We start from the raw sequence: 13216 nt of genomic DNA, 5'->3' as shown, positions 1-13216 counted from the left end.
GTGGCGGGGAGCCGGAAAGGGGGGCGGACGTGCGGGCGATCCGTGGGCTGTGGCGCTGGCGGCGCAATCCGCTGTGCCGCGCGACCGACCTGGCCGAGGCATGGGTGGCATTGGCAGGTCTGTTGCTGATCCTTTCCGTGGCGCCGTTGCTCGGGGTGCTCGCGGGCGGCGCCGCCCAGGACACCCTCCAGCGGTCGGTCCGCGAACAGCACGAGTCGCGGCACCGGGTGACGGCCACCGTGGTGCGTCCCCTGGAGCGCTCCACCCTGTCCGTCGATCCGGAGGGCGCCGGTGAGAGCCTGCGCAGTCGCGTCCTCGCCGACTGGACCGGTCCGGACGGATCCCGGCACGAGGGCTCCGTCACGGTCGGCATCGACGGCCCCGACCCCGGCGACCGCTTCGGACTGTGGACGGACGAGCGGGGACGCGCGGTGGCCCGCCCGCTGGACGGCGCTACGGCGGCCACACACGCCGTGCTCGCGGGGATCGGCGCCGCGGTGGCGGCGGCGGCCCTGGTCGAGGCCGGCCGGCGCATAGCCGTCTGGCGCATGGTCCGCGGCCGGTACGCGCGCTGGGAGCGGGAGTGGGAGCGGGCGGGCCCGGACTGGGGCAGGACCGGCACGGGCAGCTGACGGGCTTCCGGCTCCGGTCAACTCACCACCTGCGCGCACGCTACGGTGGACCGGCCGAAGCGAATCGGCGACGACCCGCGTACGACGAGGTGGGGGCACAGCAACGCCATGGCACAGGGCACGGTCCAGGTGACGCACACCGGCACCTCGCGGTGGCGGCGCCGCACAGGTGAGTACGCATCGCTCGCCGCCGCCCTGGAGGCCGCGGCGGAGGGTGACGTCCTCACCGTCGCGCCGGGGACCTACCGGGAGAACCTCGTCGTCCAGCGGGCGGTGACTTTGCGCGGGCCCGAGGGCGGCCAGGGTTCGGTGCGGATCGCGCCCGTCGACGGCGTCCCGCTGACCGTGCGCGCCTCGGCGGTGATCCAGGACCTGCACGTGGAGGGCCAGGACGCGGCGGCGCCCGCGGTGCTCGTCGAGGACGGTACGCCGGAGCTGCTGGGCCTGAGAGTGGTCGCGCGTTCCGCCTCCGGGATAGAGGTGCGCGGCAGCGCGCGGCCCACGGTGCGACGCTGCGTCGTCGACAATCCGGCCGGTGTCGGCATCGCCGTCCTGGACGGCGGGGGCGGCGTGTTCGAGGAGTGCGAGGTCGTCTCGGCCGGACAGGCGGGCGTCGCGGTTCGCTCCGGCGCACATCCCCGGCTGGAGCGCTGCCGCGTGCACCATGCCGCCGGTTCCGGGCTGACCGCGACGGGCGAGGGCTCCGCGCTGGAGGCCGTGGGCTGCGAGGTGTACGAGGTACGGGGCAGCGGAGTGCACGTCACGGGCCGGGCCACCGCGCACCTGACCGACTGCGACGTGCACCGCACCACCGGCGACGGCGTCACCCTGGACACGGACGCCGTGCTCACCCTCGCCGACTGCCGCATCCACGACATCCCGGAGAACGCGGTCGACCTGCGTTCCCGCTCCGTCCTCACCCTGACCCGCACCACCGTGCGGCAGTTCGGCCGCAACGGACTGTCGGTGTGGGACCCGGGCACGCGGGTGGACGCCAACCAGTGCGAGATCTTCGACAGCACGGGCGACTACCCGGCCGTGTGGGTCAGCGACGGCGCCACCGCGGTGCTCGACTCCTGCCGGGTGCACGACGTACCGGACGCGCTGTTCGTCCTGGACCGCGGCTCCCGCGCGGACGTCGTCGACAGCGACCTGTCCCAGGTGCGCAACACCGCGGTCTCGGTGAGTGACGGCGCCACGGCCCAGCTCGACGACTGCCGCATCCGGGACGCGGCCACGGGCGCGTGGTTCCGCGACCACGGCAGCGGCGGCACCCTCAACAACTGCACGCTGGACGGCAACCGCACCGGCGTCATAGTCACCAAGGGCGCCGACCCCACGATCGAACGCTGCACGGTCGACTCCCCTTCGGAGGCCGGTGTCTACGTGTCGGCCGGCGGCCGCGGCAGCTTCCTGAACTGCCGGGTGACCGGCAGCGCGGGCTACGGCTTCCACGTGATCGACGGCTGCCGTACGACGCTGAAGAAGTGCCGCACGGAGCGGTGCGCGCGCGGCGGTTACGAATTCGCGGAGGGCGGCCCGGACAGCGCGTACGACTCCGGGCCGCTCGTCGAGGACTGCACCAGCGACGAGAGCGGCGGCGCGGCGGCGACCGCCCCGGCGGAGCCGGTCGTGCAGACGGTGAGCCAGTCCCCGGGGCTGCTGGGCTCGATCCCCGGGCAGCGCACCACCGAGCAGGAGCCCCTGATCGCGGCCGTCGCCCCGCAGGAGCCCGCGCGGACCTCGAAGGCGGTGCTCGGCGAACTGGACGCCCTGGTCGGCCTGGACAGCGTCAAGCGCGAGGTGCGGGCCCTGACCGACATGATCGAGGTGGGCCGACGCCGGCAGCAGGCGGGCCTGAAGGCCGCGTCGGTCAAGCGGCACCTGGTCTTCACCGGCTCCCCGGGCACCGGCAAGACGACGGTCGCCCGGCTGTACGGCGAGATCCTCGCCTCCCTCGGTGTGCTGGACAAGGGGCACCTGGTCGAGGTCTCCCGGGTGGACCTGGTCGGCGAGCACATCGGCTCCACGGCGATCCGCACCCAGGAGGCGTTCCAGCGGGCGCACGGCGGGGTGCTGTTCATCGACGAGGCGTACGCGCTCTCCCCCGAGGACGCGGGCCGGGACTTCGGCAAGGAGGCCATCGACACGCTGGTCAAGCTCATGGAGGACCAGCGCGACTCGGTCGTCGTGATCGTCGCGGGCTACACGGCCGAGATGGAGCGCTTCCTGTCGGTCAACCCGGGGGTGGCGTCCCGTTTCTCACGGACCATCACCTTCGGCGACTACGGCCCCGACGAGCTGCTGCGGATCGTGGAGCAGCAGGCCGACGAGCACGAGTACCGGCTGGCCCCCGGCACGCCCGAGGCGCTGACGACGTACTTCACGGCGATCCCCAAGGGCCCGGCCTTCGGCAACGGCCGCACCGCCCGCCAGACCTTCGAGGCCATGGTGGAACGGCACGCGAGCCGCGTGGCCCAGCTGACCGACCCCAGCACGGACGACCTGACCCTGCTGTACGCCGACGACCTGCCCGAGCTGCCGTGACGGACCCGGCACCCGGGCGGCCGAGGGAGCGGTAGGCCCTGTCGTCAAACTCCCGTCGTCCGCCCGGAGGGCGGGCCCGGCGGCGTCAGGTGCGTGCTCTCGGCGCGCGGGGCCCTGATCCTCGTACTGGATGTACTTGGGTCAGGGCCCCGTGCGGCGAGAGTGCGTGCATGGCGCCGCCGGGCGGACGGGAGTTTGACGACAGGGCCTAGCATGCCCCGGTGGCGTCGTCCGCCGCCGGAACGGACGCGGGGCCCCCGGTGTGGCGGGGTGCCGGCACCTCCGGTCGGAGCCGGGCCAGCAGCCGCCCGCGCTCCTCGGCGAAGACCGGGTCGGCCTGGTAGTCGGAGTGGCCGAGGACCGGCGCGGGCAGCGGATGGAGTTCGGTGCGGCCGTACGTCAGCGGGTCCTTGAGGGGCGCGCGGTCCACCGCGGGGCCCGAGTCTCCGGACAGCCGCACCGGTCCGCCGATGGGGTCGGTGCGGCGGTACAGGTTGCGCCAGCAGTCGACCTCCCGGTGCAGCGAGGCGAGCGCCTCCGGACCGAAGTGGGCCGGGAACCAGCGGCCGTACAGCCGCTCCAGCGGTGAGCCGTAGGTGAGCAGGGCGACCCGCCTGCGGGCGGCCGGCTCCAGCTGCCAGGACGCGGCGGCGGCGAGGACGCTGCCCTGCGAGTGCCCGGAGATGACCAGCCGTCCGCCGGTGGCGCGGGTCCAGGTCGCCATCCGCCAGGTCAGGTCGGGCACGGCGCGCTCGGCATAGCAGGGCGGTGCGAAGGGGTGGGCGGCGCGCGGCCAGAAGGTGCCGACGTCCCACAGGATGCCGATGGTGCGCCGCGCGGAGGCGTCCTTGTAGGCACGCCTGCCCCACGTCACGAACAGTATGAAGCCGAGGCCGATCAGCCAGGAGCCCAGTGCCTGCGCGGTCTGTGCGGCACCGTGCACGACGGCGTACGTGCCGCGCGCCGCCTCACCGGGCACCTGGTCGGTCGTCAGGGCGCCCACCAGCGCTCCGGCGCCCAGCAGCAGGGTGGCGGCGGAGGTGATGGCGACGAGCAGCGGCGCCCGGTCGGTGAGGGTGGCCGTCGCGCGGGCCAGCGCGATGCGCCGGGTGCGCCCGGGATCCCCGGCCTCTCCCGCGTGGTCGCCCTCCACGGCGTCCCGTTCGGCGCGGGCCAGGCCCCAGGTGTGCCGGGCCAGCGCGCCGCACAGCAGCAGCACGACGACGAGGAGCGGCGGGATGACGGACGCCTGCCAGGTCAGCAGGACGGGCGGGCCGTCCAGGAAGGTGCCGGTGCCGTCCATCCAGTCCGAGACGCGCTGGGCGACGCCGCCGGACATGAAGCCGCCCAGGGCGCAGGCCAGCATGACGACGGCTGGTCCGCCGAGGCCGCGGATCGCCGCGCGGGCGTCGGGGAGGCTGCGGTGGAGCAGGTGCGCGACCACGGCGAGGGCGATGACCAGCAGGCCCTGCATCAGGGCGATGCCGCCGAAGGCCATGTCGCCGGAGAGCCGGCCGGCCGAGGCCCACCCCGGCCGGTCCCAGCCGCCGTACAGCAGGGCGAGGGCGAACAGGACGAGCGCGGCGAGCGGCAGACGCCGTACGAGGTGGCGGTCGAGGCGCCGGTCGAGGCGGTTCTCGCTGCGGCCCCGGCGGCAGACCACCACGACCACGGCGACGGCACCGGCGGCCAGTGCGCCCTGGAGGAGCCATCCCAGCGTGTCCAGTGCCGCGGGACCGCCCGGCCGGCGGTCGAAGCGGGCCGCGGGTGCGCCGACCGCCACCGCGATGGTCAGCAGCCCGGCGGCGGTGTGCGCGGCGCGCAGCCGGGCCACCAGGCGGCGGCCGTACCAGAAGCCCGGCCGGCCGAGGGCGGTGTGGCCGGGCCCCTCCTCGGCCTCGGACTCGCGGTCCATCGGCTGCTGCGACTCGTACGCCCGCCAGGTGCGCAGCGACAGGTACCACAGCAGACCGGTGAGGGCGGCGGGTACCGCGGCCGCGAGGGCGAGCCTGCGGCCGGGCGCGCTCCACCAGCCGCCGTCGGAGACCACCGGCGACAGGAAGCCCACCCAGGAGTGGCGCTCGGCGCACACGCGCGTGCCCGCGCACTGCCAGGCCACGAGGTCGAGCGCGACCTCGCAGGCGGCGGCGACCAGCAGCACCGTCAGGGTGAGCCCCGCGAGCCGCACCAGCAGCCCGTACAGCCGTACCGTGCGGATCCGGCCGCTCGCGGCGGGCCGCATCCAATGAGCGAGGTTGACCACCATGAACGGAAGGAGCAGCAGCCACAGGGCGCGGGTGCCGTTGCCGGAGGTGAGGTTGCACCAGACGTAGGCCTCGGGCACCGGCCGGCCGCGGTAGTCCTCGGGCCGGGACTCCGCGTCGACGTCCTCGGCGCGCCGGAAGACGGCCGCGACGTGGTCGCCGGTGACCCGCACGGTCCGCGGGTCGTCCAGCATCTCGGCGGGCGTGGTGCCGCCCACTCCGTGCACCAGGAGTTCCAGGGCGGTGCCGGATCTCCCGTCCCGCTGCTCGGCCTGTTCCACTGTCCGCACTCCCCCGTGACGCGCCGTCGGCTCTGTCCGTGCGGGCACAAGGATCTCCGTTCGACGGGCTCCGCACACCCTTCGGCACGGAATCTCCCCGAACCGTGTGACGAGTGATGCCATGACGAGACACGGGTGGCCTGGGCGCGAGGGACGGGCGGTGGCGCGGCCGGCGGTGCGGCGTGCGAGGATGGGACGTCCGCGCACGGGTGCGGGGAGAAGTCCTCATCAGAGCATGTGCGGCGGCGGGTCGAGCGGTTTGCGGCGAAAGGACCGAAGCGTACGTGAGTGAGAATCCGAACCTCCTCGCGGAGCAGCGGCGCGCCCTGATCCTCGACGAGGTGCGCCGCCGGGGCGGGGTCCGGGTCAACGAGCTGACTCGCAAGCTCGGCGTGTCGGACATGACGGTCCGTCGTGACCTGGACGCGCTGGCCCGGCAGGGTGTGCTGGAGAAGGTGCACGGCGGCGCGGTCCCGGTGGCGGAGGCGAGCACGCACGAGCCGGGCTTCGAGGCCAAGTCGGGTCTGGAGCCGACGGCCAAGGAGGACATCGCGCGGGCCGCGGCCGAGCTGGTCGCGCCGGGTGCCGCGATCGCCCTGTCCGGCGGTACGACGACGTACGCGCTGGCGCACCGGCTGGTGGACGTGCCGGACCTGACGGTGGTCACGAACTCGGTGCGAGTGGCCGACGTGTTCCACGTGGCGCAGCGCACGTCGGGGACCCGGCCGGGCGCGGCCACGGTGGTGCTCACCGGCGGAGTGCGCACGCCCTCGGACTCGCTGGTGGGCCCGGTGGCCGACCAGGCGATCGCCACGCTCCACTTCGACGTGCTCTTCCTCGGCGTGCACGGGATATCGGCCGAGGCCGGCCTGTCCACGCCGAACCTGGCGGAGGCCGAGACCAACCGGCGGCTGGTGCAGTCGGCTCGGCGGGTCGTGGTGGTCGCGGACCACACCAAGTGGGGTGTCGTGGGCCTGAGTTCCTTCGCGACGCTGGAGCAGGTGGACACGCTGGTGACGGACGGCGGCCTGTCGGCGGACGCCCGCGCGGAGGTCGCCGAGCACCTCGGGCTGGTCGTGGCGGGCGAGCCGGAGCCGACGACCGACTGATCCGGATGGGCGGACGCCGCGCGTCGCTGCCGGCCCGGCGTCCGTGACGCCCCGTGCCTCGCGTGCCCGGTCCGTCCCGACGGGCCCCGCTGACACCGGACGCGCCCCCGGCTATCGTGGCGCCACTCGGCCGATCGTCCGCATGCGCCGCCGCGTACAAGGGGGTTGTGTCCATGGCTCACCGTCTGCGTCCGGTGGGTCTCGACTTCGTCGAGACGGCGCCGGTGCGTCTGGTCTTCGCGCGGGAGATCTCCGCCGCTCCCGACGCGGTGTTCCGCGCGCTCGCCGATGACGTGGCGGGCTGGCCCACGTGGTTCTCGGCGGTGACGTTCGCCCGGCCCATCGGTGAGGACGCGGGGCGCGAGGTCCGGCTCCGGGGCGGGACGCGCTTCGTCGAGACGGTCCTGACGGCGGAGCGGCCCGCGGTGTACGCCTATCGCGTGGACGTCACCAACGCGCCCGGCGCCCGGGCGATGGCCGAGGAGTGGCGGCTGGCGCCGGCCGGGACGGGCACGCGCGTGCAGTGGACCTTCGCGGCGGACGGTACGGCCCTGTTCCGTTTCGTGCTGGGCCGGGCGCGTCCGGGGCTGGGGCGGTCCTTCCGGGGGGCGGTCACCGCGCTGGACCGGCGGCTGACCCGTTCCTAGGACTGTCCGGCGGGGTCAGTCGGGCCACGTGCCCGTGCGCAGCAGGGTCTCGATGGCGGTCGTGTACGGGCCGATGTCGAGTCCCTGTTCGGCGAGCCAGGTGTCCGAGTAGTACTTGTCGAGGTACCGGTCCCCCGGGTCGCACAGCAGCGTAACAACGCTGCCCCGGCGTCCCGCGGCCACCATCTCGGCGACGATCTTCAGCGCGCTCCACAGCCCGGTGCCCGTGGAACCACCCGCCCTGCGGCCGATGGCCTGCTCCAGGGCGCGGACGGCCGCGACGCTCGCCGCGTCCGGGACCTTCATCATGCGGTCGATGGCGCCGGGTACGAAGCTCGGTTCCATCCGGGGCCTGCCGATGCCCTCGATCCGTGAGCCGCGGTCGCAGGCGACGTCCGGATCGCCGGTGGTCCAGCCCTCGAAGAAGCAGGAGTTCTCCGGGTCGGCGACACAGACCCGGGTGTCGTACTGCATGTAGTGCACATAGCGCGCGAGCGTCGCCGAGGTGCCTCCGGTACCGGCCGTGGCGACGATCCACGCCGGTTCGGGAAAGCGCTCCAGCCGCAGCTGCCGGAAGATCGACTCGGCGATGTTGTTGTTGCCGCGCCAGTCGGTGGCACGTTCGGCGTAGGTGAACTGGTCCATGTAGTGGCCACCGGTCTCGGCCGCGAGGCGGGCGGACTCCTCGTACATCCGGCGGGAGTCGTCCACGAAGTGGCACCGTCCGCCGTGGAACTCGATCAGGCGGATCTTCTCCGTGCTCGTGGTGCGCGGCATCACGGCGACGAAGGGCACGCCGACCAGTTTCGCGAAGTACGCCTCGGAGACGGCCGTGGAGCCGCTGGACGCCTCGATCACCGGGCGGTCCGGGCGGATCCAGCCGTTGCACAGGCCGTAGAGGAAGAGTGAGCGGGCCAGGCGGTGCTTGAGGCTGCCGGTCGGGTGGGTCGACTCGTCCTTGAGGTAGAGGTCGATGCCCCACCGCTCGGGGAGCGGGAAGAGGAGCAGGTGGGTGTCGGCCGAGCGGTTCGCGTCGGCCTGGACCTTGCGCACGGCGTCTTTCAGCCATGCCCGGTAGCCGGCGTCGCTGTGGTCGACGTCCAGGGTGGCGCCGGTGCGGGTCTGCGGGGTGGTGCTCACGAGGAGGCTCCTTACGCTGCGCGCCGACGGCGTGCCGGGCGGCCGACGCCTCGATCATAGACATCTTCCACACGCTTCTCACCTGCATAAACACACCTTTGGGCGCCTCAAAGGCACCCCTGGGTCGCGTCGGCACGCACGGTGGGGGCGCATTCGCGCGAGTGCTCCGGTCGACCCCGGAAAGAGGGGGTGCGTACTGGTGCTCGACGCGCGGTGCGGGCAGACTGCCAGCGGGTGGGACGACCGACGCGCGCGCGAGGGGGCGACGGCATGGCGGACCCGGAGTTCAGGGCCACGGGAGTGCGGATCGGCAAACGGCTGCGCTCACTCACCCGGGCCGGGACGGTCCGGATCAGCGATGGCAGGGTCGAGTTGCTCACCAGCTACGGCAGTGAGATCGACAGCGCTCCGGTGCAGGCGGTACGGGCCTCGCGCCCCTGGTTCGGCCCGCACGACCGGGCTCTCGCCGACCTCAACGGGAAGCGGTACCTGCTGACGCTCGGCGAGCGGGACCCCGCTCCGGGTGAGCCGGGCCCGCCAGCGGCGCGCCGTTTCATCGAGGCCGTGCACAGGGCGGCCGGACATCACCGTTGAGATGTCCGTAAGTTGCGGTGCCTCACCCCTTGCGTCACGCTGGTCTCACGTCACTCTGGGTTTACCGGCGATAACGCTGCGAACCAGCCCGCCGGCCACGACAGCAGGCGGCGGCGCGCCGCGCCCTGCTGGATCCGAACTCCGTGTTCTTCCGGACCTCTTTGTCGGGGAGTCGCAGCCGTGATCAGTCACCCAAGCAGACACTGCACGGTGGAGCTGCAAGCCCTGCCGTCGCGGATCGGCCAGGTCCGCAGAATCGTATCTGCGCAATTGCGCTACTGGCATATGCACTCCCTGATCGACCGGGCCTCGCTCGGCGTGACGGAGCTGCTGACCAACGTCCACCTGCACGCCCGGCCGGACAAGACGTGCACCGTGGAGATAGAGCTGCTGCTGGAGCGGCTCACCGTCTCGGTGCGCGACCACGATCCGCGCCTGCCCGTCGTGGACGACGCCGAGCCCCTGGCCACCGGCGGGCGGGGGCTCGCCATGGTGGCGGCGATGAGCGAGAGCTGGGGCGCCCGGCCGGACGGCGAGTCCGGCAAGGTCGTCTGGTTCACGCTGCCGACGAGCGGCGGACTGGCTCCGGTCACCGCGCGCCCGCCGCGCCGCCCGGTCGAGGAGGTGCCGGCCGCCGTGTTCGCGGAGACCGAGCACGCCGTCGATCTGGGCAGCCCCCAACCCGCTCCCGCCCGGTCGGCCGTTGCCGGCTGACCGGGCGGTGACCCTTCGCTGCCGCGGGCCGTGCGGTGCGGGTGCGGTACCCGGTGGGTTCGGTCGGGGTGGGGGTGCGGGTGCGGGTGCCCGCGCATGACCCCGTGCCCGTGCCCGTGCCCGCGGAGAGCATGCCCCGCAAGGAGTACGTCCGGCGCGTGCGCGCGCGGAGTCCCCCAACACGCGTGCCCGGCAAGGAGGACGCCCCTTCCGGGCGTGCGCGCCGTGGGACGCCTGCCGCGCGCACCCGCAAGGGGGACACCCACCGCGGGCAGGCGCTCGAAGCACTCCGACGCCTGCCCGCACGGAGCCCCCCCTCGCATGCGGGTCGCCAGCCCACCGCGAGTCGACGGGCGGCACGGCGAAGGCAAAGGCGGTGCCCCGACCGGGTCCGTGACGGTCAACGCCCTTTCCTCACCGTCGACTTCCGCGGCGCCTCGTCCGAACCGGCGCACAGTGCGTCAGGGGCGGCTTGCCGTGGCCCGACGGTCCCGTGACCGCCGTGAAGCGGTCGCTCCTGGTCGTCGTGGTCATGCCTCACCGCCCCTGCGGGTCCGGCCGAACTGCTCGTCCAGCACGGAGAGCCGGCGCCAGTACTCGTCCTCGTCGATCTCGCCGGAGGCGAAGCGGTGGCCGAGTACGGTGATGGGCGAGTCGTCCTCGACGGTGGGCCGTCCGGGCCCGCGGCGGCCGCGCCACACGGTGCGGCGGAGCAGGGTGACGCCGGCGCCGATGACCAGCGCCCAGAACAGCGGGAAGAGCAGGATCCAGGGGCCGGGCCCGCCGTCGCCGAAGTGTGCCAGGGTCTCCATGTCGTCCAACTCCTCGGTGGCGATGTCGTTCGTGTCGCTTTCGAGCGTCGTCCCCGGGGCGGGCCCCGGTCGTCGTACGGCCAGCGGCAGTGTGCGTACCCCGCGGGGAGTACGTACGCCGTCCGGGCCTGCTCCCTCCCCCGCCGGGCTTCGGGTGTCCTGCGCCTCGACCTCTGTAACTACTAGTATGTACAGTGGATGCATGAGCACCTCGGAGCGGCTGATCGAGTCCACCCGCGAGCTGTTGTGGGAGCGGGGGTACGTGGGGACCAGCCCGAAGGCGATCCTGGAGCGGGCCGGCGCCGGACAGGGCAGCATGTACCACCACTTCAAGGGCAAGCCCGATCTCGCGCTGGCCGCGATCCGGCGGACCGCCGAGGAGATGCGGGCCACCGCCGCGGGGGTGCTGGGCGGTCCGGGCACGCCGTACGAGCGGATCGCGGGGTATCTGCGGCGCGAGCGCGAGGTGCTGCGCGGCTGTCCGGTGGGGCGGCTGACCATGGACCCGGACGTGATCGCCGACGACGCCCTGCGCGCACCCGTCGACGAGACGCTCGACTGGCTCAGGGAGCGCATCGCCCGGATCGTCGAGGAGGGCAGGGCGAAGGGCGAGTTCGCGCCCTCACTGGACGCCGAGGAGATCGCGGCGGTGGTCGTCGCGACCGTCCAGGGCGGTTACGTCCTCGCCCGCGCGTCCGGCTCCCCCACCGCGTTCGACGCAGCGGTCCGGGGGCTGCTGGCCCTGCTGGCCCCGCACGACACCCCCGCCCGGTAAGGAGCCCCGCCGATGCACGCCATGCAGTACGAGTTCACCCTGCCCGCCGACTACGCGATGGACGCCGTACGGGAACGGGTCGCCCGCACCGGGCACCTCCTGGACGACTGGCCCGGTCTCGGCGCCAAGGCGTATTTGATGCGGGAGCGCGGGGTGCACGGCTCGCCGGTCAACCAGTACGCGCCGTTCTACCTGTGGCGCACCGTGGAGGGCATGAACTCCTTCCTCTGGGAGGGCGCCTTCCAGCGGCCCACCGACGACTTCGGCCGGCCCGCGGTCCGGCAGTGGACTGGCCTGGCCTACGAGGAGGGCGGCGCCGCCCACTCCCCCGCGCGGGTGGCCGTACGACACCGGCGGCCGGTGCCGGAGGGGGTTCCCCTGTCGGAGTGGGCGGCGGAGGCGGTGCGGGAGACCGGGCGGCTGGCGGCCGGGGACGGCGTGTTGCTCGCGGCGGCGGTCGTGGACACCGGCCGCTGGGAGCTGGTCCACTTCTCGCTGCACGCCGACGAGGCACCGGACGGGGTGGCGGGCGAGGTCTTCCAGGTGCTGCACGTGTCGGCACCGGAGCGGGAGCGGCTGCGCCGGGGGCGCCAGTGGTGAGCGCCGTCCGCGTTCGCAAGGCGCGCGACGACCCGTTCTTCGCCGGTCCCCAGGCTCCCGGGTGGGGCCCCGTCCTCCGACGGGCCGTCGCGGCCCCCCACACCACCCGCTGACGTCCGTGCGCCGAACCCCCAGACCCCGAACCGCCTCCGCCCGACCGGGAGATGCCCGCATGCCCTTCGTCCGCATAGACGCCCACGGCACCGACGGCGACCGCCTCGACGCGCTCGGCCGTGCCGTCCACGATGCCCTGGTCGAGACGCTCGGGATCCCGCACGACGACCGGTTCCAGGTCCTCACCGGACACGACGGCGCCCGCGGCACGCTGCGGTACGACGACTACCTCGGGGTGCACCGGGACGAGGGCATCGTCTTCGTGGCGATCACCCTCCGGGCGGGCCGGACGAGCGAGCGCAAACAGGCGCTGTACCGCCGGATCGCCGAACTCGCCGAGACCTACGCGGGTACCGAGCCCCGGAACGTCTTCGTCACCCTGACCGAGAACACCTCCGCCGACTGGTCGCTCGGCCACGGGATCGCGCAGTACGCGGCGCGCGGTACGTAGGCTCGGACCATGTTGAGACTCGGTGTCCCCGTCATCGGCGTCACGGACGTGCCCCGCGCGGAGGCGTTCTGGACCGCGGCGCTCGGTCTGGTCGCCACGGACGAGTGGCGGAGCGAGACCTGGCGCACGCTGAACCACGCCGACGGCTCCGGGCGGGCGCTCGGCCTCATGCGCAGCGAGTCGCCGGCCGAGCCGCACCCCCGCGTCCACCTGGACCTCTACACGGACTCGGCGGAGGATCAGCGGGCGGAGGTGCGGCGGCTGGTCGGCCTCGGCGCGCGGGAGGCCGACTGGGACCGCTACCCGCCCGACCCCGACTTCGTCGTCCTCGCGGACCCGGACGGCAACGTCTTCTGTGTGGTCGACCTGAGCAACGCCCCCAGCGGCGGCGCCCGGCCGTCCCCCTAGGTGTACTGCCCAGCCAGGTTGGTCGAGTTTGTGTGACGACACGGTCTGAATCTGTAGGACGGCGAAGGCCTCCGGTTGTGGAGTGGAGCTGTCGAGGAACCGCTCCGCCAACCAGGAGGCCTTCGTGT

13 protein-coding genes are annotated in these 13216 nt (G+C 73.6%); 10 read left to right on the top strand and 3 right to left on the bottom strand.

The features are described 5' to 3' along the window. Positions 1 to 29 precede the first annotated feature (29 nt). Positions 30 to 632: a hypothetical protein gene (locus tag DMH12_RS32170; RefSeq protein ID WP_125494917.1), complete on the top strand. Its 603-nt coding sequence runs from the start codon at positions 30 to 32 to the stop codon at positions 630 to 632. 108 nt (positions 633 to 740) lie between these two features. Further along, positions 741 to 3179, top strand: coding sequence for a right-handed parallel beta-helix repeat-containing protein (locus DMH12_RS32165; protein WP_185832679.1), 2439 nt, complete (start codon positions 741 to 743; stop codon positions 3177 to 3179). Positions 3180 to 3387: 208 nt separating this feature from the next. On the opposite strand, the gene DMH12_RS32160 is transcribed toward DMH12_RS32165, so the two are convergent. Next, positions 3388 to 5637, bottom strand: coding sequence for a hypothetical protein (locus tag DMH12_RS32160; RefSeq protein WP_399189568.1), 2250 nt, complete (start codon positions 5635 to 5637; stop codon positions 3388 to 3390). Positions 5638 to 6008: 371 nt separating this feature from the next. Here DMH12_RS32160 and DMH12_RS32155 point away from each other — a divergent pair, with 371 nt between their 5' ends. Both DMH12_RS32155 and DMH12_RS32150 read left to right on the top strand, forming a co-directional pair. After that, on the top strand, positions 6009 to 6833 hold the full coding sequence (locus DMH12_RS32155) for a DeoR/GlpR family DNA-binding transcription regulator (protein WP_125494914.1): 825 nt from the start codon (positions 6009 to 6011) through the stop codon (positions 6831 to 6833). 173 nt (positions 6834 to 7006) lie between these two features. Continuing rightward, positions 7007 to 7480 (top strand): SRPBCC family protein, encoded by a 474-nt coding sequence (locus tag DMH12_RS32150; RefSeq protein ID WP_125494913.1) that lies wholly within the window; start codon positions 7007 to 7009, stop codon positions 7478 to 7480. A gap of 15 nt (positions 7481 to 7495) precedes the next feature. On the opposite strand, the gene DMH12_RS32145 is transcribed toward DMH12_RS32150, so the two are convergent. Continuing rightward, positions 7496 to 8620, bottom strand: a complete 1125-nt coding sequence (locus tag DMH12_RS32145; RefSeq protein WP_125494912.1) for a PLP-dependent cysteine synthase family protein — start codon at positions 8618 to 8620, stop codon at positions 7496 to 7498. A gap of 270 nt (positions 8621 to 8890) precedes the next feature. Between DMH12_RS32145 and DMH12_RS32140 the strand changes: the two genes are divergently transcribed. Together DMH12_RS32140 and DMH12_RS32135 are read left to right on the top strand one after the other, a co-directional pair. Further along, complete coding sequence (locus tag DMH12_RS32140) at positions 8891 to 9214, top strand: hypothetical protein (RefSeq protein ID WP_125494911.1); 324 nt, start codon at positions 8891 to 8893, stop codon at positions 9212 to 9214. A 180-nt stretch (positions 9215 to 9394) separates the two neighbouring features. Next, positions 9395 to 9928 carry an ATP-binding protein gene (locus tag DMH12_RS32135; protein ID WP_185832678.1) on the top strand — a complete coding sequence of 178 codons (534 nt, stop codon included), beginning with the start codon at positions 9395 to 9397 and terminating at the stop codon, positions 9926 to 9928. 530 nt (positions 9929 to 10458) lie between these two features. On the opposite strand, the gene DMH12_RS32130 is transcribed toward DMH12_RS32135, so the two are convergent. Next, positions 10459 to 10740 carry an SHOCT domain-containing protein gene (locus tag DMH12_RS32130; protein ID WP_125494910.1) on the bottom strand — a complete coding sequence of 94 codons (282 nt, stop codon included), beginning with the start codon at positions 10738 to 10740 and terminating at the stop codon, positions 10459 to 10461. A gap of 202 nt (positions 10741 to 10942) precedes the next feature. Here DMH12_RS32130 and DMH12_RS32125 point away from each other — a divergent pair, with 202 nt between their 5' ends. From DMH12_RS32125 to DMH12_RS32110, 4 genes are all read left to right on the top strand, one after another. Next, positions 10943 to 11515 (top strand): TetR/AcrR family transcriptional regulator, encoded by a 573-nt coding sequence (locus tag DMH12_RS32125; protein ID WP_185832677.1) that lies wholly within the window; start codon positions 10943 to 10945, stop codon positions 11513 to 11515. Positions 11516 to 11527: 12 nt separating this feature from the next. Then, complete coding sequence (locus DMH12_RS32120; RefSeq protein ID WP_125494908.1) at positions 11528 to 12115, top strand: DUF4865 family protein; 588 nt, start codon at positions 11528 to 11530, stop codon at positions 12113 to 12115. Positions 12116 to 12287: 172 nt separating this feature from the next. Then, the gene (locus DMH12_RS32115) at positions 12288 to 12680 is read left to right on the top strand and encodes a tautomerase family protein (RefSeq protein ID WP_125494907.1); all 393 of its coding nucleotides are present in this window, start codon (positions 12288 to 12290) and stop codon (positions 12678 to 12680) included. Between the two features lie 9 nt (positions 12681 to 12689). Next, the gene (locus DMH12_RS32110) at positions 12690 to 13088 is read left to right on the top strand and encodes a VOC family protein (protein WP_125494906.1); all 399 of its coding nucleotides are present in this window, start codon (positions 12690 to 12692) and stop codon (positions 13086 to 13088) included. Positions 13089 to 13216 lie beyond the last annotated feature (128 nt).

It is taken from the genome of Streptomyces sp. WAC 04229, assembly GCF_003947455.1.
In the GTDB taxonomy this organism is placed as follows: domain Bacteria; phylum Actinomycetota; class Actinomycetes; order Streptomycetales; family Streptomycetaceae; genus Streptomyces.
This window is presented reverse-complemented; position numbering and strand designations above follow the sequence as displayed.